Here is a 19,216-nt window from a genome sequence, read left to right as displayed (position 1 = left end):
GGGGTACGGCCGGGGCGGGCCCGGCGGCGTACGGGCGGCCCCCCGATCGGCCCAGAGCCCGGTTAACGGACGAGGAAGCGGGGGCACCACTGGTGTGTGATGGGGTCTCGACGTGCCGTCCGGCTGCTGCCCGCGCTGCTGATCGCCGGGGGCGTGGTGTTCGCGGTGTTCACGCCCCAGCAGTACACGGCCGCGCCCCTGTTCGCCGCCGCGCCGCTGGTCGCCGCGCCCTTCTACTCCTTCGCCGGGACCCTGCTCACCGGTCTGATCGCCACCGTGGCCGTCGCGGGGCTGCATGTGCAGGACAGCACCCTCGGCGAGGCGTACGCGTACACGGAGGAGTTCACCGTCCTCACGGTCGCCGCCCTGGCCCTGGTGATCAACGTCCTGATCCGGCGCGGAGGCGAGCGGCTGGCCTCCGCCCGCGAGATCGCCGAGGCCGCGCAGGGCGCGGTGCTGCCCACTCCGCCCGCCCGGCTCGGCGGACTGCTGGTCGCGGCACGCTACGAGGCGGCCGCGCGGGACGCCCTGATCGGCGGCGACTTCTTCGCCGTCCAGGACACCGCGCACGGGGTGCGGCTCGTGGTCGGGGACGTACGGGGCAAGGGGCTGGGGGCCGTGGGGACGGTGGCGGCGGCCGTGGGCGCCTTCCGCGAGGCCGCCGACCGGGAGGAGCGGCTGGAGGCGGTGGGGGAGTGGCTCGACGGGGCGCTCGCCCGCGAGGCCGAACGGCGGGGCGGTCTGGACGCCGACGAACTGTTCGCCACCGCCGTCCTCGCCGAGATCCCCCACGGCCGCCGGGTGGTCAGAATCGTCAACCACGGCCATCCGGCCCCGCTGCTCCTGCGGCCCGGCGGCGCGCCCCTTCCGCTGAAGGACCCCCGGCCCGGGCTGCCGCTCGGCATGGCCGCGTTCGGCGGGGACGCTGTCCGGCGCCGGGAGTACCCGATGCCCGAGGCGGCGACCCTGCTGCTGTTCACGGACGGGCTGACCGAGGCGCGCGACGAGCACGGCGTCTTCTACGACCCGGCGACCGCGCTCGCCGCACTGCCGCCCGCCGCGCCCGCGGAACTGCTCGACCTGGTCGTCGCCGATGTACGGCGGCACACCCGCGCGGGCGTCACCGACGACATGGCCCTCCTCGCCCTCACCGCCGGAACCTGACCGCCGGGTGCGGGCGGACCCGGCCGGGGCCGGGACCGCTCGTACCCGAATGGCTCGATCTTTACTGTGCGGAGGCTTCCGTCAGCAGGGCGACCTCCGCTTCGGTCAGCTCCAGTCCGGCCAGCGCCAGAAGAGCGGGGAGCTGCCCGGGGTTGCGGACGCTGGCGATCGGCGCGGCGACCGTGGGGCGGGCCGCCAGCCAGGCGAGGGCGACCGTCGCGACCTCGGCGCCCCGGTCCGCCGCGACCGTGTCCAGGGCGGCGAGGACCCGTCGGCCGCGTTCGGTGTCCAGATGGGCCAGGGCCGTGCCGGCGCGGGGGCTGTCGACGGCGGCCCCGGGCCGGTACTTGCCGGTGAGGAAGCCGGAGGCGAGCCCGAAGTAGGGGACGGCGGCGAGGCCGGAGCGCGAGGCGAGGGCCTGGAGGGGCCCTTCGTAGGTGTCGCGGGAGACCAGGTTGTAGTGCGGCTGGAGTACGGAGTAGCGGGCCAGACCCTCGCGGTCGGAGAAGTCGATGGACTCCTGGAGGCGCTCGGCGGTGATGTTGGACGCGCCGATCGCCCGCACCTTGCCCGCGCGCACCAGTTCGTCGAGCGCGGTGACGATCTCCTCCACGGGGACCGACGGGTCGTCGAAATGGGTGTAGTAGAGATCGATGACATCGGTGTTCAGCCGCTTCAGCGACGCCTCGGCGGCGGCCTTGACGGTGGCGGCGGAGAGCCCCTTGTAGTCGGGGTGGGCGCCGACCTTGGTGGCGACGACGATGTCGTCGCGACGGCCGCGGGCGGCCAGCCACTCGCCGATCAGCGTCTCCGACTCGCCGCCCCGATGGCCCTCCACCCAGGCGGAGTAGGAGTCGGCGGTGTCGATGAGATTGCCGCCCGCCCCGGCGTAGGCGTCGAGGACGGCGAAAGTGTCGGACCGGTCGGCGGTCCAGCCGAAGACATTGCCGCCCAGGGCGAGCGGGAACACATCCAGACCGGAGGAGCCGAGAGGGCGCAGGGAGACCATGACCGCGAACCCTACCGCTCCGGCCGGGATCATCCCGGGACCGTCGGCCGGAAGTCCCCTTCCGGACAGCGCTCCCCGGTGCTCCGGGATCGCCCCCCGCCCGGGCCGGGCGGCCCCGGCACGCCCTCCACGTGTGCCCTCGCCACCGCCGCCTCCGCGCGGTCGGGTCGTTCGCCGTGGCCGCGCGGGCGAACGGCTCATGCCGGGACCGCGGTTGGAGACGCCGCCGGCCGCCGGGGCGGACGCCTCGCCGGGCACAGCCGGGAGAGCCCCCGGCCGGCGGAGGGGAGAGGCAGGCCCCTGGGGTCCGCGACGGAGCACAGGGGCCGTGGCCTCACGCCCGCCGCGACCGGGTCACGTACTCCTCCCGCAGGGCGGTGAGGATCCGCGCGGCCTCGGGCAGGTCCGCCCTGCGGCAGCGGGCCGCCGCCGTCGTCAGCCGGGCGACGGCCTCGTGGTACCGCTCCAGCCCGTTGCCCTCGATCAGAGCGGCGATCCGGACCGCCTCGGCCCGCGGCGCCTCGCCGTGCTCCCCGCCGCGCTCATGGTCGGCGACGGCCGCCTCCGCCTCGGCCAGGGCCTCCGGGAAGCGCTGGGCGTCCGCCAGGACCCGGGCCCGGCGGTAGTGCACCGAGCCGCTCTCGTACCAGGGGACGAAGTGCTCGTCGTCCTCGGGCACACCGGCCCGGACCGCGTCGGCCCCGGCCAGATGCTCCAGCGCCGCGTCCAGACCCTCGGCTCCCCGGGACACCATCGTGAGACGGGCGAACTCGCCCATCATGCGGATGATCACGGACGGGTTCGGCGCGTCGGCGTGCGACGCCACGGCGCGCTCGTACGCCGTGGCCGCCGCCTCCCAGCGGTCGGCCGTCGCCAGCGCGGTGGCCGCCTCCGACGCCACCAGGGTGTGCACCGCGCGGTCGTCCTCCCAGGCGTCGACGACGTCCGCGAGCCGCAGGAACTCCTCGGCGGCGGCCAGATGCTCCTCCAGCTCCCGCAGCCCGCGCGCCAGATTCAGCCGGGCCTGGGCCACCAGCCGTTCGTCCAGCCCGGCCGCCGCCCCGTCCGAGAGGACGGACTCCAGCACGGCGACGGCGTCCGCCTGTTGACCGTCGCCCGCCAGGACGTCGGCGAGCTGCAGCCGCACCTCGGTGGCCTCGTGGTACGCCCCCTCCCGGTCGTACCGCGCGGCCGCCTCCGAGAGGTGGCGCACCGCGCCGCCGCCGTCGCCGAGATGCGCGGACGCGTGGCCGAGCAGCGCGTACGTCGGCGCGAGCGCGAACTCGGCGTCGTCGTGGCGGACCGCGTCGGCGGCCGCCCGGTGCAGCAGCTCCGCCGCCTCGGCCGCCTCGCCCCTGGAGAGCAGGAGCTGGGCGAGCAGCGCGCGCGGCGGCGAACCGCGCCAGGGCCGCTCGGAGGCGTCCACGTCCTTCAGGGCCGCGCGCAGCTCCGCCTCGGCTTTCTCGGCGTCGCCCCGGCGGTCGGCGAGGTCCGCCAGGAACTGCCGGGCGTTGGCCGACTGGTGGGGGACCGCGAGGCGCTCCGCCTCGGAGCGCAGCGTACGGGCCAGCTCCTCGCACCGCTCCAGGGCGGGGCCGGAGTCTCCCCCGGGCTGCCGCCGCACCTCCTGGAAGGCGGCGAAGGCGCAGCAGTAGAGCACGCTGAGGTACTCCAGCACGCGTTCCGCGCCCACGTCGTCCCCGGCGGCGGACTCGCCCTCGCCGGGCGCCTCGCCCGTGAACGGGGCCTCGGCCTGGAGGCGTTCCGCCTCGCGCAGGGCGTTGTCGACGCCGGTCCGGATCGCCTCCGCGGACGGCCGCCCGGCGCCGTGGTCCGCCTTCGGCTCCGGCGGGTCCGCACGGTCCGCGCCGCCGTCTCCGGTGTCGGTGTCGGTGTCGGTGTCGGTCTCCGTCTCGGTCTCGGTGTCGCCGGAGGCCGCCGCCCAGGCGAACGAGCGCGTGCGCGCGGAGAGCGCCTGCCAGGGCATCCCGAGCCCCTCGAACAGCTCGGCGGCCCGGGCCAGTTCGGCGGCGCTCTCCCGCTCGCGGTCGTCCTTCGCGAGCCGGGCCGCGCGGTGCTCCGCGAGTTCCGCGCCGAGCAGATCCTCGGGGCCGAGCCGGTCGTCGTGCGCGGCGGAGCCGTCGGCCAGCCGTTCGGCGATCCGGGTCCAGAGCCGTGAGCGTCCGGGGTGCCCCAGCGACGCCAGCCGCCGTGCCTCGCGGACCAGCGCGACGAAGTCGTCGGGAATCTCCGGACCGGCGGCCGCGGTCGCGGAGCCCGCCGGCGCACCCGCCGCCGACGACGGGGGACGCGCGGCGGAGGTCCGCAGGCCGAGCGGCAGCGGCTCGTCGAGCAGCGGGCGCTGTGCGAGGCGCAGCCGGCGGCGGTCCCCGATGTTCGTGGTGCCGTTGCGCTCGTCGAAGGCGGCGGCGAGCAGATCCGCCTCGGACCGGACATGGGCGAGGAGTTCGCCCCCGGTCCAGTTCCGCCCGGGCGGCCCGGCGACGGCGGTGTCGGCGTGACCGTCCTCGGCGAGCCGGGCGAGCAGCACCTCGGCGCCGGTGAGGAACTCCAGCCGGGCCAGCGGAGCGCCGTGCGCCTCGAACAGCGGCCGGTTCTCGGCGAGGATCTCCAGCCCCCGGCCCTCGTTGCGGGAGAGGGCGCAGAACTCCAGGTGCAGTCCGACCTCGTCCAGCATGCCGGTGTTGCCGCGGACCCGCCGGTAGCCGCTGAGGTGGTGGGAGCGGGCCTCGTCCGTACGGCCGGTGCGCAGCAGCGGCAGCAGGGCGCACGCCTGGCTCATCTGCGGCTCCTCGGTGCAGCTGGAGGTCCCCTCCAGGACCGGCCGCCAGCTGTCGAGGGCTCCGGCGTCGTCGCCGGAGGCGACCCGATGCCGTGCGAGATGCCGGGTCTCGCACGCCTCGCAGTCGCTCAGCCCGGTACGGGGCCGGGTGACCCAGAGGTCGTAGGCGTCGGCGACGCCGGCGCCCGTGTGGGCGGCGACGTGGTAGCGCATCGCCGCCACCGGCTGCATGCCGTGGTCGGCCGCCTCGTAGCGGGAGCGCATCTGGTCGATCCAGCCCCGGAGCGCGGTCAGCGGCATCTCGGGGACCTGGAGCAGGGACGTCGTCACCCACTTGAAGCGCCAGAAGACCTGATGGGCCTCCCACTGGCTGAACGACTCCGGTGTGGTGTCCCAGAGCTTCAGCACTCGGGCGAAGACGACGGGGGCCTTGCGGTGCTCGCCGGTGAACTCGTACGCCGCCATCAGCTCCAGCAGCGCCGTGACGAGGACGTCGGGCTGGTCGAAGACCTCGGCCGCCTCGACGAGTTCCTCGGCGGTGACGGTACGCGGCAGTCCGTGCGGGCGCTCGTCGTTCTGGCGCAGCGCCTCGATCACGGCCTCGGGGGTGTCCAGCATCTACAGTTCCTTCCGGGGCTCGGAGCCGGGCGCCGCCGTGCCGGGCCGGTGCATGGCGTGGGTGAGCAGGCCGATGAAGGCCCGGTTGAGCAGGGCGCTCTCGGCGGCCCGGAGCGGCCGGCGGCTGAGCAGCAGGGCCTGTCCGTAGAGGGCCTCGGCGGCCGTGACGGCCAGTCCCCGCTCCGTGATGGTGATCGCCTGGCGGACCAGCGGGTTGAGATGGTTCAGCACGAGCCGGGCGCGCGGGGTCTCGCCGCGCAGGGAGCCGAGGATGTCGGCCCACAGTCCGTCGCTGTCGGCGGCGAGGCTCGACCGGGTCCGCTCGTGGCGCGCCTCCCGGTTGTCCAGCAGCAGCGCGGGGGCGGTGACCGGCTGGAAGTCGCGCAGGACGACATCGCAGTCGTGGACGCCGACGGTCTCCCGGGCGACGGCGAGGAAGGCCGCCGCGCGGAGTTCGGCGTTCGGGTCGACGGCGTCGAGATGGGCGGTGACGGTGGCCGGGTCGAGATCGGCGACGGCCGTGCCGGGGCGGATCTCGGGCAGCCGGTGCACCAGGTCGCGGTCGTAGGTGTAGCCCCCGTTGACGACGCCCAGTCCGGCGGCCGAGGCGATGGGGGCGACCTGGCGGAACTCCTCGACGCTGCGTGTGACCAGGAGCGTCGGGTGGGTCCGCGCGAACTCCTCCAGCGTGACATTGCCGTCGGTGGTCTCGAACGGCAGCCACGGCAGCACGATGCGCAGCAGCTCGTCGTCGTAGCGGGCGAGCGCCTTGACCGCGAGGTGGTGGGTGTCGATGAAGCGGTGCAGCAGGGACGGGTCGCTGGCGGCGAGACCGGTGAGCCAGTCGCGGATCCGCTCGCCCAGCGCGTCCCGTACGGCGGACAGAGTGCCGTCCTCGTACAGCGCCTCCCGGGACGCGGTGGGGCGCAGGCTGGTGGTGTCGACCACGCAGCGGACGAAGAAGGCCCACTCCGGGAGCAGTTCGGGGGCCTGGTCCGTGAGGAGCATGCCCTTGAGGTGCACCCGGTGCCCGGCGCGCCGGGCCGGGCTCATGGCGGTGGGCAGCACATAGGCGACGCCGCGCAGCCCGGCCGCCGGAAGGTCCAGCTCGATGCTGTCGAGCGGGGTGAAGTCGAAGAGTTCCCGGCAGTACGCGGTCAGCGCCTCGCGGCGGGCGAGCGGGGAGCGGTGGGACTCCTCCCACGGCGGTGTCTCGTTGATGCGGTGGGTCTCTCCGCGCGGACCGACGACGGTGACCCCGTGCCGCAGGAGACCGCCGTAGTGCCGGGCCAGGGAGACGACCCGGTCGGGGCTCGTCCACTCGGCGTTGTCGGCGCGCGGGACCAGCGAGACGGTGGTGCCCGGCTCCGGCACGGCCGAGGCGGGCAGGGTGCGGATGGTGTACCGGCCGTCGGAGTGGCCGCGCCATTCGACGGCGGGCGCCGACGGATCGGCCGCCGACCGGCTGAGCACGGTGATCTCGTCGGCCACCACGAAGCAGGCGAGCAGTCCGATGCCGAACTGGCCGATGAAGTCGCCCCGGGCCGCGTCGAGTCCCGCGCCGTCCAGAGCGCCGTCGGGAGTCCGCTTGGAGCTGCGCCCGATGGTGGCGAGGAACCGGTGGACGTCGGCCTCGGTGAGACCGATGCCGGTGTCCGTGACGGTGAGGGCGTCACCGGTGCGCACGGTGATGGAGGCGGGCGCGCCGGGCGCGGCCGCCTGCCGGGCGGTGATGGCGTCCACCGCGTTCTGCAGCAGTTCGCGCAGGTAGACGCGGGGGCTGGAGTAGAGATGGTGGGAGAGCAGGTCGACCAGGCCGCGCAGGTCGACCTGGAAGGTATGGGCGTTCTCGGGGTGGGGCACCTGGCGCAGTCTTTCGATGGGGGCGTCCGCGCCGGGGCGGCACGGGCGCATGCGGGAGGGCGGAGTTCGCGAGTACGGGAGGGCGGGAGTACGGGGCGGGCGGTTTCGGGCGGTTCGGGCGGTTCGGGTCGCGGTGAGCCGCGCGGGCGGGTCCGCACGCGCCGGACGTGCCGGACGTGCCGTGCGGATCGGCGGCGGGGCTGTGACTCCGCGGTCCGGGGCGCGTCCCCCGGGCCCGGGTCCCGTGCGGATCCTCGGGCGCGGGACGGGCCGGTACGGCCGGGGCCGAGCGGCCCGGGCTCAGCGTCCGGCCGACGAACGGTGCTTCCGGTAGGCGTCGGCGGGGTCGGAGCCGTCCAGGTAGTACCAGGGGAACTCGGTGACACGGCCCTCGGTCGCCCGGAAGCACTCCCGGGCGGAGGCGGTGTCCCCGGCCAGCGAGAAGGCCATGGCGAAAGTGTTGAGGACCTGGATCCACGCTCCCCGGGGGACGAAGTCCGGATGCCGGAAGGAGTGGTCGGCCGCCGCCCGCAGGGACGCCGTCACCCGGGGCGCGCCGATGTAGACGGCGTCGGGACCGGAGTCGAGCGAGAGCCATTCCTCCAGGTGGGCCACCGCGACGAGCTGGCCCAGCAGGGTGCCGCCCGGAGCCCCGAACGCGGCTTGGTGCGCGAAGGCGTGCATCTCCTCGTGCGAGCCGCCCCATTTGTCGCAGACCTGCTGGAGCTGCTGCTGATGGGCGCCCAGATGGTGCCGGTCGCGCCGCACCGCCGCCTCGAACCGGCGGCGCGCGACGGTCTGGCCGACCTGCAGACCCCGGCCCGTGAACTGGAGGCCGTACCAGGGCGAGGTCCACCGCGGCTCGCGCTCCGCCGCCTCGTACAGCCACCGCTCGGCCGTGCGCAGCCGGGTGTGGAACACCTCGAACTGCCCGCGTGAGACGTCCTTCGCCCGGGCTCCGGTCCGGGCCTCCCAGCCCCAGCTGATATGACGCATTCCGGCCACGAGCCGGGGGAGCGCCGCTTCGGGTTCCGCTTCGAGGATCCCGGGGATCCACAGCTCCACCCCCTCGGTGTCGCTGACGGCCCGCAGCAACTCCGACCGGTCCTCGCTCTCGGGGCGGGCCTCGAGCACCTGCCGAACGGTGTCCCAGTCCGCCGCCGAGGCGGCCTCCCGCACCCGGGCCACCTCGGGGTCGCCGGAGTCCTCCTGCACCCGCGCGCTGGGTCTGCCCGCCCATCTCCCCAGCGTGAGCCCCCATTCACGGAGCAACGCCATGTCCCACCCCTTGCTGTGTACGAACCGGGAGGGACATGGTCACCCCCCGTGTGGATCTAGTGATTATCATGAGCCTCCGACAATCGCACAGTTGTTTCTCGGCGTCGCCGCAGCCGTCGCCCTCCTCCCCGCGACAGCGCTCCCGGCCCCCGCGCCGAAGCCGGTCGACCGCCCCCCGACCACCCGCCCGCCGTCGGCCCGAAGAGCCGACTGGCCGATTCTCCTACCCGTACGGGGCGCGCCCGGGAGACCTCCCCGCGCGCCGGCGGCTCAGTCCGCCGTCAGCCGCCGGCCCAGGGCCTCCAGACCGTGCCGGAGCCGGCGGAAGTACGTGGCCCGGCTCATATGGAGCCGGCGCGCCAGCTGTTGATGGGTCTGGGGCCGCCCGAGGTAGTAGTGCAGCAGGATCCATCCCGCCTCGGCGTCCTCCGGCAGCTCGCTGTCGGCCAGCGCGCGCACCCCCTCCCGCAGCCGCGCCGCGAGCTCCGCCGCCGTCGAGACGCGCGCCGGCCGCAGCAGCGGGCTGTGCGCCAGCCGGGCCGTGTCCCCGATGTGGGCGAGGGCCCGGCCCACGTCCCGGCCCGTCGGCTGCCGGGAGCCGTCGCCGCCCGGCCCGAGGAAGAGCCGCCCCACCCAGTCGGCTATCGCGTCGCGGCCGAAGTCCTGACTGTGGATCTCGGGCTTCCGGCCGCACCGGTAGACGTCGTCGGCGGTGGTGCCGTGCTGGTGGAACCGCAGAACCCGCAGCAGCCGCTGGTAGTGCGGGTTCGGCGTGGAGACGGTCAGCAGCAGTCCGTTGGCCATCACGTGATGCAGCAGATCCCGCAGCAGCCGCGCGTGCAGACCCCGGTCCGGGCAGTAGGCGGCCCCGAGCACCAGGGACTCCGTCCGGCCGGGGGCGAGCAGCCGGTCGGTGTGCTGCTGGAGCAGGGATTCCACGCTGTTCACGGTGGTGTCGGCGACCCGGACCAGCCCCATGACGCCCACCGCCCGGCCGTCGCCGTCCCGGGCCAGCCGGAAGCCGGCCGGATCGTCGGCCAGCCACCGCTCCACCAGACGGTCCGTCCGCCGGGTGTCCATGCCCCCCTGCCGGGCCCACCGGTGCATCAGCCCGCCGATGTCGTCGGCGTCGCCCGGGACGGAGGTCTGGATCAGACCCGCGGACGGGCTCGCGGGGAACAGGGTCTCGCGGATGGTCTCGTCGCTGCTGAGGGCCATCACCCCCTCGGCGAGCCGGCTCCGGCAGACGGCGGGGGAGTCCAGGGCCAGCTGGCTCCTGCGATGGGTCAGCGCACGGGTCCGCGAACCGCCGTGGGCGGCCGGCTGCCGCCAGCGATGCGCCTGTTCGATCACCCTGCGGAACGGTTCGAGGACGGTGAGACCCAGCTCCGTACGGGTCACGAGACTGAGCCCGCCGAGCGCGTCGAACAGCTCCCGGTCCGCGTTGAGCAGCTCCCGGTCGCCCGCCCACATGGTGGCCAGCCGCTCCAGCGCGGGCCGCCACCGCTCGGCGGGCCGCTCGCGGGAGAGCCGCTCGAAGATCTCCCGTACGACCTGGTCGGCCACGGCCCCGGGGGAGTCGGGCGCGGCGCCCGCGTGCAGGGCCCGGCAGGCCGCGCCGGCGATCAGCGGATTGCCCCCGGCCAGACGCACCACCAGCTCCCGGGCCGGCGGATCCGTGAGCTGCGCCTGTGCCGTGAGCCGCCCGATCCGCTCGTCCTCCCAGGGACGGACCCCGAGGACCGAGGCCCCCGACAGCGTCCAGCCGGGCTGGGCCAGTAAGGAACGCCGGCTCACCACGAGCAGGGGCCGGCCGTCCGCCGCGGGCGCGCTGCCGAAGGGACGTACCGACTCCAGCGCCGCCAGCGCCTCCGGGCCGTCCGCGCCGTCCAGGACCAGCGGCTCCCCGGTGCGCGCGCCGAGCGCCGCCGACACCGCGTCCGCCGCGCCCGGCGCCGACAGATCCACCACCCGCGCCGACGGCAGCCGGGACGCCAGCCAGGTCTTCCCGCTGCCGAGCGGCCCGGTGAGATTCACCAGCCGGTGCCGTTCCACCGCCGCCGCCACCACGTCCGGCGTCGTCCGCGGTGAGGCCCCGGGAGCTGCCGCGTCAGTCATCAGACCACCTGCCACGTTCACCGAACGGTCCGTTGTCGCACACGGCGACCACCTTATTGACCGAGCGTCATGGCGAGAAGACGGTTGCACCACCGGTCTCATCTGAGACTTCCGTGAGACTCCGCTCCACCGGCGCCCGGCTAGCTTGTGTCCGTGGTCACACCAGGCATACGGGGACTGAGCACTCGGGGAGCAGCCATGAACACGCACAGCATGTCCGTACTCGGCCTCACCAGCACCGAGGAGGACGTCTACCGGCACTTTCTGCGGAACCCCGGAACGCCCGAGCGCGAGGTCCACGGGGTGTTCCCGCCCGACCGGGGCAGCGTCGCCCGGGCCGTCGCCCGGCTGCGGGACCTCTGGCTGCTGCACGGCGACGGCGAGAGCACCTGGGCGACCGACCCGGGCGTCGCCGTGCCCCGGCTGGCCGAGGAGCAGCTCGACACCGCCCACCGGACGATGCGTCAGCTGGTCAACACCCGCCCGATCCTCCGGTCGTTGCAGCGCGACAGACCGGGACCGGAGTCCGCGTCCTTCCTCCCCGGCGGCGACGCGGCCCTGTTCCGGCTGGAGGATCTGCGCCAGGTCCGGGCCCACATCGACCAACTGGCCTTCAACGCCCGGTCGGAGGTGCTGGCGGCCGAGCCCTACGACGCCCTCTCGCCGGAGAACATCGCGCACGCCCGGCACCTCGACCTCCGCTGCCTGCGGCGCGGGGTGCGCGTCCGCAGCCTCGTGCGCGCCAAGGCGCTCCAGGACCTCCGTACCCTCGACTATCTGCGGGAGCTGCACTTCGCCGGCGCGAGCATCAGGGTCGCCGACGAACTGTCCGAGCTGATCCTCGTCTACGACCGCCGCACGGCCCTGGTGCCCATCGACGCCCGCGACACCGGCCGAGGCGCCCTGTGCACCGAGGAGGACGGGCTGGTGAACAGCCTCGTCGGACTCTTCGAGAGACTCTGGGCCGCGGCGGCCGACTTCGCCGCCCCGGCGGCGGCCGACAGCGGCCGGGCCGCCCGGCTCACCGACACCCAGCACCTGGTGCTGACCGTCATGTGCGCCGCGAGCAAGGACGAGACCGGCGCCCGCGAGGCCGGGATGTCGCTGCGCACCTACCGGCGGCACATCTCCGACCTGCTGCGGCTGCTCGGCGCGCGCAACCGGGCCCAGGCGGCGCTGCTCGCCCGCGAACGAGGCTGGGTGTGACCTCGGCCCCGGCGCGCCCGCCCGCCCCGCCGGCCCCGGCGCGCCGGACCCCGCCCGCGCCCGTCCCGGCGCTCGCCCCCGGCTGTCCCCGAGCGCCGGACCTCACCCTCCGCCCACCCCGGCGGCGGCCCGCCCCAGGGCCGGCAGCGGCAGACCGAACTCCCGCCGCAGCGCGGACCGCGCGGCCAGCAGACCGCACATCCCGTGCACACCCGGCCCCGGCGGAGTCGCGGCCGAGCACAGATAGACGCCCGGCAGCGGAGTGCGGTACGGATCCCACTGGGCGACGGGCCGGAACACGCTCTGCCGCAGATCGATCGCCCCGGTCGAGATGTCCCCGCCGACGTAGTTGGGGTTGTACTCGGCGTACGCGGCGCCGGACAGCCCGCGTTCGGCGATCACGGTCTCCGCGAATCCCGGGGCGTGCCGCTCGATCGCGGCCCGCACCAGCGGCAGCGGATCCTGGGCGGAGCCGTGCGGCAGATGGGCGTACGCCCAGACCGGGCGGCGTCCGGACGCCGCCCGCCCCGGGTCCGCGACCGCCGGATCCACCACCAGGACGAAGGGCCGGTCGCCCGCCTCCCCGCGGGCGTTGGCCGTCTCCTGCCGGAAGACCTCCGCCGCCGTACCGCCGATGTGCACCGTGCCCGCCCGGCCGACGCCCGGCGCGGACCAGGGGATCGGCTCCGACACGAGGAAGTCCGCCTTGCCGGCGGCCGGACCGTACCGGTAGCGGCCCAGCCCGCGGACGTACCCCCGGGGCAGCCGGCCCCCGGCCAGGCCCGGCAGGGCGGTGGGCGCGGTGTCCAGCAGCACCGCCCGCGCCCCGCCCAGCTCCCGCAGATCGGTGATCCGCCGCCCGGTGTGCAGAACGCCGCCGTGCGCCCGGATGTCGGCCGCCATCGCCTCGGCGATACGGAAGCTGCCGCCGCGCGGCAGCGGCCAGCCGGGACCGTGGGCGAGCTGCGCCAGCAGCAGCCCGACGGCCGCGCCGGGCAGCGACGGCAGCGGACCGATCAGATGGGCGGCCGTCCCCGCCAGCAGCGCCCTGGCCTCCTCCCCGGCGAAGGAGCGCGGGCCGAGGCGGGTGCCGTGGAGCAGCACCCGGCTCAGCAGCGCCGGGGCGGCCCGGAGCCCGGACGGACCGCGCAGATCGGACAGGAGCAGCTCGACCATGTCCGCGCTGCGCGCCAGCAGCGGTTCCATCAGCCGCCGCCAGCGCGGTCCGTCCGGGCCGAGACCGGCGCAGGTCGCGTCGAGGTCATGGTGGGCGAGCGCCGCCCGCCCCCCGTCGAGGGCGTGCGCGTAGCTGATCTCCGGGCGGAGCATGTCCACCCGCTCGGCGAGGCCGAACTCCCGGAAGAACGGGGAGGCGACGGCCATCGGGTGCACCGCCGAGCAGATGTCGTGGACCACGTCGGAGTCGAAGAGAGCGGCCCCGCGCAGGCCGCCGCCGATCGTGTCGGCGGCCTCGTACACCGCCACGCGCAGTCCCGCGCGGGCCAGGACGACGGCGGCCGAGAGCCCGTTGGGCCCGCTGCCGACGACGGCCGCGTCCACCTCGCTCACCGGCCGTGCTCCTCTTCGGCGACGATCTCCCGGACGGCTTTCCGGACGGCTCTCCGGACGGACTCCCGGGCCGCCTTCCGATCGGTCTCCCGGACGGTCTCCCGGACGCTTCGCCGGCCGGTCGGGGCGCGCCTCATGTCACTGCCACCCGTTGACGGCGGTCGCCGCGCCCTCGGGGGTACGGGGGGAACGGCCGGACGCACGGTCGGCCAGGGCGGGGTTCATCCGGCTACTCCTGCGGTGGGAAGGGCCGACGGGGCGTCGGACGGCCCCTCGGCGGGGGCGGGGGGCCCGGCGAGGGCGCCGTCGGCGAACTGGGCGGCGGCCAGCCGCCGGTAGAGGTCGTCGTTCTGGATGAGCTGCGGATGCGTGCCCACGGCGCGCACCCGGCCGCCGTCCAGGACCACGATGCGATCGGCCTCGACCACGGTGGAGATGCGGTGGGCGATCGCGACGACCGCGCAGCGGTGGGCGATGCGCCGCAGACTGTCGCGGAGCGCCGCCTCGGCGTCGGAGTCCAGATGGGCGGTGGCCTCGTCGAGAAGGATCACCGCGGGCTTCTGCAGCAGGGCGCGCGCCACGCACAGCCGCTGCCGCTGCCCGCCGGAGAGCCCGATGCCCTGGTCGCCGAGGAGGGTGTCCAGACCGTCGGGCAGCCCGGCCACCACCCCGGTGAGTCCGGCGAGTTCGACGGCCTCCTCGATGTCCTCGTCGGAGGCGTCCGGCGCGGCGTAGACGATGTTCTCGCGGAGCGTTCCGCGCATCGCCGCGTTGTCCTGCTGGACATAGCCGACCCGCTCGCGGACCTCGGTCGGCGGCAGATGGGCGATGTCCCTGCCGTCCAGGACGACGGTTCCCCGGCCGGGCCGGTAGAACCGCTCGATCAGCTGGAAGACCGTGGTCTTGCCCGCGCCGGAGACGCCCACCAGGGCGGTGAGCCCGCGGCGGGGGACGGTGAAGGAGACCCCGTCCAGAACCGGCCGGTCGCCGTAGCCGAAGCCGACGTCCCGGAACTCCACGGCCGGATGCCCGCCGTCGGGCGCCGGCGCCGGCGCGGGCGGCCCCGCGACGCCGTCCGGGCCGGGGGCGTCCTCCTGCGGCAGCCCGGCCAGCTCGTCCACCCGCTGCACCGCGGCCCGGCCCTGCTGATAGGTGCCGATCGACAGGAACACCAGGACCAGCGGCGACACGAGGTAGAAGAGGTACATCGTGAAGGCCGTGAAGTCGGCCACGCCGAGGGAGCCGGTCGCCACCCGGGCCATGCCGAGGCCCATCACGGCGGCCAGCGACGCCTGGAGGCCGACGTTCAGCACCGGCGACAGCAGCGCGTTGAGCACCGTCACCCGGTTCCCGGACCGGCGGGCCCGGTCCGCCAGCTCCGCGAGCCGGTCCTCCTCACGGCCCTCGGCGTTCGACGCCTTCACGGTCGGCAGGGCGGCCAGCACCCGCTGGAGATCGGCGCCGAACGCGCCGGTGTCCGCCCGGTTCACCAGGGCCGCCTTGCGCAGGCCCCGGGCCACCCACACGGAGGCGACGCTCGCGACGCCGAGACAGCCGACGGTCACCAGCAGCAGCCAGACGTCGATCAGGGCCATCATCACCACCCCGCCGACCACGATCAGACCGTTGAGGACGATCTGCGCGAGACTCTGCGTGAGCGCGATCTTCATCAGCGCGGTGTCGCCCACCAGCCGGGTGTGCACATCGCCCTGCCGCTGCGCGTTCAGATGCGCGAGATCGGCGCGGAGCACCTTCCCCGACAGCAGGACCCGGGCGTCGCGGACGATGTTCTCGCCGGCCCGGCCGATGAGATACCCCTGGGTCGCCGAGAGCGCGGCGTCCGCCACGAACAGCACGGCCAGCAGCGTGATCAGCCCGGCGACCGGCCGGTTCCCCCCGACCGCCTCGATCAGACCGGCCACGAGCTTGGGCTGTACGAGCGTGGACACCACCCCCACGACGCCCAGCAGCACCCCGCCCAGCAGCAGCTTCCGCTGAGCGCGGGTCAGCTTCCGGATCAGGCCGCGCGCGGCGGCCTTCGACGGCGCGGCCGGATCCGGGGCGGTCGCGGTCGCCGCGGGCGCGGGGGCGGTGGCGGTCACGGCCGCTCCCCCCGGTCCTCGGCCCGGACATAGCGGCTGATGTGGACCGGGCTCTCGTCCACGACGAACGGCGCGCCCGACCAGTCGCCGTGCCGCGACACCGGCACGAGCCCGGCGTCCGCCGCGTACGCGTCGACGTCCTCCGGCGTGGTGAGCCGGGTGATCTCGGTGCCCACCCGCACACCGCCCCCCTCGTGCCAGAGATGGGAGGTGTGCCAGAGATTCCGCTCGGGGAGCAGCGTGGAGTACGTCTGGAGCCCGGTCCCCGGCTCCGGGTAGGGCACGAAGAACGAGGTCCGGGCGCGCCCGTCGTGCAGCACATGGACGACGCCCGGATTGTGGGTCTCCACCACCAGCGCTCCCCCGGGGGCCAGATGAGCGGCCGCCCGCGCCACGGCGGCGCGCTGCGCGGCGGGGTCGACCACCAGGGACAGGGTGGCGCAGACACAGTAGACGAGTCCGTACCGGGAGCCGTCGTCGTAGACGCGGATGTCGCCGTGGACGGGGGTGACGGACACGCCCGACTCCTCGACGGCGGCGCGGAGCCGTTCGAGCATCTCCGGCGAGGAGTCCACCCCGACCACCTCGCCGGTGAGGCGCGCGAGCGGCACGGCGACGCGTCCGGTGCCCACGCCCAGTTCGAGGGTGCGCCCGCCGGGGTGCCAGGCGGCCAGGGTCTCGGCGGTGCGCTCGGCGGAGCCGTCCCGGGGGAACAGCCGGTCGTAGAAGCCGGCGAAGGCCCTCCCGTAGCCGATGTCCGCGATCTCGGGGGCGGTGGTCGACGGGTCGGTGGTCGACGGAGCAGTGTCCGGCGCGTCGGTGGTCGACGGAGCGGTGTCCGGCGCGTCGGTGGTCGACGGAGCGGTGTCCGGCGCGTCGGCGTGGGGCGGGGCGGTGTCCGGCAGGTCCGGGTTCGGCCCGGCGGCGTTCGAGGGTGCGGTCGCGGTGCTCACGCGTGCTCGCTTTCTGCCGCCGGTGCGGACGTGGTGCGCATCGGCGTGTAGGGGGAGACGAAGATGATCTCGGGCTCCTCGCTGTCGTCGTAGCCCGCGTTGCGGACGAGCGTGAACTGGAAGCCCTTGACGCCGGGAGCGCCCGAACGCTCGATCCCGGCCCGGAAGTAGGCCGTCAGCATCCGGTATCCGGGCAGCCCGCGGGCCGTCTGGAAACCCTTGTCGAGATGGCGCATCACCTCGGTGCCCAGATCGAACACCGCCTTCTCGGCGCGCCGCTCGGGGAACCAGACGATCTGGTGGGCCCGGCGCCCGGCGATGACCTCCACGGGCGACCAGTCGGAGGTCTCCCCGGCCTCGTTGAGGGTCCGGCAGTAGAACTGCAGATCGTGCTGGGCCGGGGTCGGGGCGAAGAAGCGCCAGTTGGGGAAGAGCGTGGAGAACACGTCGAGCTTGACGACCCGGCTGAACGTCGGCAGGGGGTGCTGGGTGCAGACCGTGCCCACCAGGGCGAGCCCGGCGAGCAGCCGGAAGGTCCCGTCCGTGCCGCCGAAGTGCCGGGCGAGCAGCTGCCGCGCGGGCCGTGAGATGACCGTGGTGCTCACCGTGCCTCCTGGTCCGCCGTGGCGGTGTGCTGCCCGGACGGGGCCGGGGCGGTGGTGTCGCCGAGGAAGGCCAGCAGATGGCGGACGGCCTCGGCGGCGAACTGCGGATCGGTGAGGATGCCCTCGTGGTCGGATCCCTCGACCACGGCGCTGCGGACGGTCCGTCCCGTCCCGTGCGCGTCGGCGAGATCCTTGTGCATCAGCAGATGGTCGGGATCGCGGTCCACGGTGTGCTGGGCCGACAGCACCAGGGCGTGCGCGTCCAGCGGGGCGAGCGGCCCGGTGAAGGAGCGGAAGTCCCGCTCGGCCGCGCGCCACTCGCGCAGCGCCGCGGTCCACACCCGGTGGTCCGCGTACTCGGCCATCGCCCTGCTCCGCACGGTGGCGGGCAGATTGCGCACCCACTCGGGGGTCTGCATCAGGATCCCGAGGCCCAGCCGCAGGCTCACGGCGGTCGTGCCGATCATCTCCTCGACGAAGCGGGCGTTCTTGCCCTGCTGGTCGGAGCGGTCGAGCTGCTCGGGGTGGGAGCTGTCGACATAGACGACGGAGTGCACCCGCTCGCCGAGCCGGACCGCGGCCCGGCGGGCGATCTCACCGCCCAGGGAGTGTCCGACCAGCGACACCTGGCGTCCTTCGGGGACCGCCGCGCGGACCAGATCGACCAGGTCGTCCACCGACTCGTTCAGATGGTGCGGTGTGTCGGCGCGGCGTCTGCTGGGCCCGTAACCGGCCCGGCTGTACGCCAGCCACTGCCGGCCGTCGGCGTTGAGCGCGCGGGTGTACCAGCTGAAGTGCGCGGGTATCGCGCCGAGTCCGTGGACGAGGACCACGACCGGACCGGAGCCGTGCCCGGTCATCGTGCCGTCGTGGAACAGCTCATTGCCGTGCCGGGTGGTCACGGTCGAGCCGTGGGCGCGGTCGGTGGCGCGCAGCCGGCGGTGGGCGGCGACCGCCGAGGCCGCGACCGCGCCGCCGGCCAGCAGCAGGCCCATGGTCCCCAGCATCCGGTCGTCCCGGCCGGCGACCGCGGGATGGCTGCGGGGCGTGCTGGTGTAGGCGACCATCGGATGCATCGCGGCGAAGGCGGGGACGAATCTGCCGAGCCCCATGACGAAGCCGTTCGCGACATGGAACGAGGCGACGGCGCCGATCACCGGCCGGGTCAGCAGGCCGCCCTTGAGATAGAGCACCGGGAAGAGGCACTCCAGGGCCAGCACGCCGTGCGCGAGGGTCCGCGCGGAGCGGGGGTAGCGCTTCGTCAGCCGCCAGACGCCCTCGTGGCCGTAGGTCCTGGTGCGCATGACGCCGCTCAGGGCCGCGCCGGTACGCCAGTCGCGGCCGAGGAGCTTGACCCAGCCGGAGACCGCGTACGACAGATTGGACTGGATCGCGACGTACCACAGCAGGGCGTCCTGGGCCTGGGGCGTCGGCGCGAGCCGGGCCAGGCCGGTCGCGGTCTGCACCAGACCGGAGGCCTGGTCGGAGCCGTCGGTGCCGTAGCGGTGGGTCGGGTAGAGCAGGGCGCCGCTGACGCCGAGGAAGAGATTGGCCGCTCCGCGCCAGCGGCCGTCGCCGGGCAGCAGCAGGGCCGCGCTCGCGGTCGCCCGGGCGCTGTGCAGGACCGTCGTGGTCCGTTCGTCGGCGACGGCGTCGAGCAGTTTGCGCAGCGGTCTGCCGTAACGGGCGTGGCCGTGTCTGGCGATCGCCCAGTCGTTCAGCCCGCCCGGCCGCTTCTGCTTCCGGTTGACGAGGTGTTCCAGGCTGGACAGCAGGGAGGTCACCGCCGACAGGCGCTCGGACGCTCCCATCGCCTGGTTGCGGGAGAGGGGCATGGGGCCGCTGAGGGCGGACAGCACCGCTCGGGCTGTGGGCCTGGATCGTCGCGGCTGGGCGAGGGGAGAGGGCATGGAAGGTTCTCCTGGACG

General features: G+C 74.8%; 12 protein-coding genes. 2 read left to right on the top strand and 10 right to left on the bottom strand.

What is annotated here, in order from left to right:
- The first annotated feature begins 99 nt into the window (after positions 1-99).
- Positions 100-1,164: a PP2C family protein-serine/threonine phosphatase gene (locus tag ACF089_RS20160; RefSeq protein WP_392028334.1), complete on the top strand. Its 1,065-nt coding sequence runs from the start codon at positions 100-102 to the stop codon at positions 1,162-1,164.
- Between the two features lie 61 nt (positions 1,165-1,225).
- Here ACF089_RS20160 and ACF089_RS20155 read toward each other — a convergent pair whose 3' ends face one another.
- From ACF089_RS20155 to ACF089_RS20135, 5 genes are all read right to left on the bottom strand, one after another.
- Complete coding sequence (locus tag ACF089_RS20155; protein WP_392028332.1) at positions 1,226-2,173, bottom strand: aldo/keto reductase; 948 nt, start codon at positions 2,171-2,173, stop codon at positions 1,226-1,228.
- A 334-nt stretch (positions 2,174-2,507) separates the two neighbouring features.
- A complete protein-coding gene (locus ACF089_RS20150; protein WP_392028330.1) occupies positions 2,508-5,594 on the bottom strand; it encodes a hypothetical protein in 3,087 nt (1,028 codons plus the stop codon).
- Positions 5,595-7,508, bottom strand: coding sequence for an HSP90 family protein (locus ACF089_RS20145; protein ID WP_392028328.1), 1,914 nt, complete (start codon positions 7,506-7,508; stop codon positions 5,595-5,597).
- A gap of 249 nt (positions 7,509-7,757) precedes the next feature.
- Positions 7,758-8,735 carry a hypothetical protein gene (locus ACF089_RS20140; RefSeq protein ID WP_392028326.1) on the bottom strand — a complete coding sequence of 326 codons (978 nt, stop codon included), beginning with the start codon at positions 8,733-8,735 and terminating at the stop codon, positions 7,758-7,760.
- Between the two features lie 270 nt (positions 8,736-9,005).
- On the bottom strand, positions 9,006-10,853 hold the full coding sequence (locus ACF089_RS20135; RefSeq protein ID WP_392028324.1) for a hypothetical protein: 1,848 nt from the start codon (positions 10,851-10,853) through the stop codon (positions 9,006-9,008).
- Between the two features lie 198 nt (positions 10,854-11,051).
- On the opposite strand from ACF089_RS20135, the gene ACF089_RS20130 reads away from it, so the two are divergent.
- The gene (locus ACF089_RS20130) at positions 11,052-12,059 is read left to right on the top strand and encodes a helix-turn-helix transcriptional regulator (protein ID WP_392028322.1); all 1,008 of its coding nucleotides are present in this window, start codon (positions 11,052-11,054) and stop codon (positions 12,057-12,059) included.
- 102 nt (positions 12,060-12,161) lie between these two features.
- Here the strand turns inward: ACF089_RS20130 and ACF089_RS20125 are convergent, their stop codons facing one another.
- The 5 genes from ACF089_RS20125 to ACF089_RS20105 all read right to left on the bottom strand — a co-directional run bounded on the left by ACF089_RS20125 (position 12,162) and on the right by ACF089_RS20105 (position 19,198).
- Positions 12,162-13,628 (bottom strand): phytoene desaturase family protein, encoded by a 1,467-nt coding sequence (locus ACF089_RS20125; RefSeq protein ID WP_392028320.1) that lies wholly within the window; start codon positions 13,626-13,628, stop codon positions 12,162-12,164.
- 221 nt (positions 13,629-13,849) lie between these two features.
- Entirely contained in the window at positions 13,850-15,649 is a 1,800-nt protein-coding gene (locus tag ACF089_RS20120) for an ABC transporter ATP-binding protein (protein WP_392028913.1), read from the bottom strand.
- 77 nt (positions 15,650-15,726) lie between these two features.
- A complete protein-coding gene (locus ACF089_RS20115) occupies positions 15,727-16,494 on the bottom strand; it encodes a class I SAM-dependent methyltransferase (protein WP_392028911.1) in 768 nt (255 codons plus the stop codon).
- 185 nt (positions 16,495-16,679) lie between these two features.
- The gene (locus ACF089_RS20110) at positions 16,680-17,288 is read right to left on the bottom strand and encodes a hypothetical protein (RefSeq protein WP_392028318.1); all 609 of its coding nucleotides are present in this window, start codon (positions 17,286-17,288) and stop codon (positions 16,680-16,682) included.
- Entirely contained in the window at positions 17,285-19,198 is a 1,914-nt protein-coding gene (locus ACF089_RS20105) for an alpha/beta fold hydrolase (RefSeq protein ID WP_392028316.1), read from the bottom strand. The genes ACF089_RS20110 and ACF089_RS20105 overlap by 4 nt, the downstream gene beginning before the upstream one ends.
- Between the last annotated feature and the right edge of the window lie 18 nt (positions 19,199-19,216).

The sequence above is a fragment of the Streptomyces sp. NPDC014894 genome (assembly GCF_043080985.1).
Taxonomy (GTDB): Bacteria; Actinomycetota; Actinomycetes; order Streptomycetales; family Streptomycetaceae; genus Streptomyces.
The sequence above is the reverse complement of the archived record's forward strand: the minus strand, read 5'-3'. Positions and strand labels throughout refer to the sequence as shown.

What these genes read in the sequence shown, in the direction of transcription:
- ACF089_RS20160 (WP_392028334.1), top strand. Translation starts at nt 100, where the DNA reads ATGGGGTCTCGACGTGCCGTCCGGCTGCTGCCCGCGCTGCTGATCGCC.
- ACF089_RS20155 (WP_392028332.1), bottom strand. Translation starts at nt 2,173, where the DNA reads ATGGTCTCCCTGCGCCCTCTCGGCTCCTCCGGTCTGGATGTGTTCCCG.
- ACF089_RS20150 (WP_392028330.1), bottom strand. Translation starts at nt 5,594, where the DNA reads ATGCTGGACACCCCCGAGGCCGTGATCGAGGCGCTGCGCCAGAACGAC.
- ACF089_RS20145 (WP_392028328.1), bottom strand. Translation starts at nt 7,508, where the DNA reads ATGCGCCCGTGCCGCCCCGGCGCGGACGCCCCCATCGAAAGACTGCGC.
- ACF089_RS20140 (WP_392028326.1), bottom strand. Translation starts at nt 8,735, where the DNA reads ATGGCGTTGCTCCGTGAATGGGGGCTCACGCTGGGGAGATGGGCGGGC.
- ACF089_RS20135 (WP_392028324.1), bottom strand. Translation starts at nt 10,853, where the DNA reads ATGACTGACGCGGCAGCTCCCGGGGCCTCACCGCGGACGACGCCGGAC.
- ACF089_RS20130 (WP_392028322.1), top strand. Translation starts at nt 11,052, where the DNA reads ATGAACACGCACAGCATGTCCGTACTCGGCCTCACCAGCACCGAGGAG.
- ACF089_RS20105 (WP_392028316.1), bottom strand. Translation starts at nt 19,198, where the DNA reads ATGCCCTCTCCCCTCGCCCAGCCGCGACGATCCAGGCCCACAGCCCGA.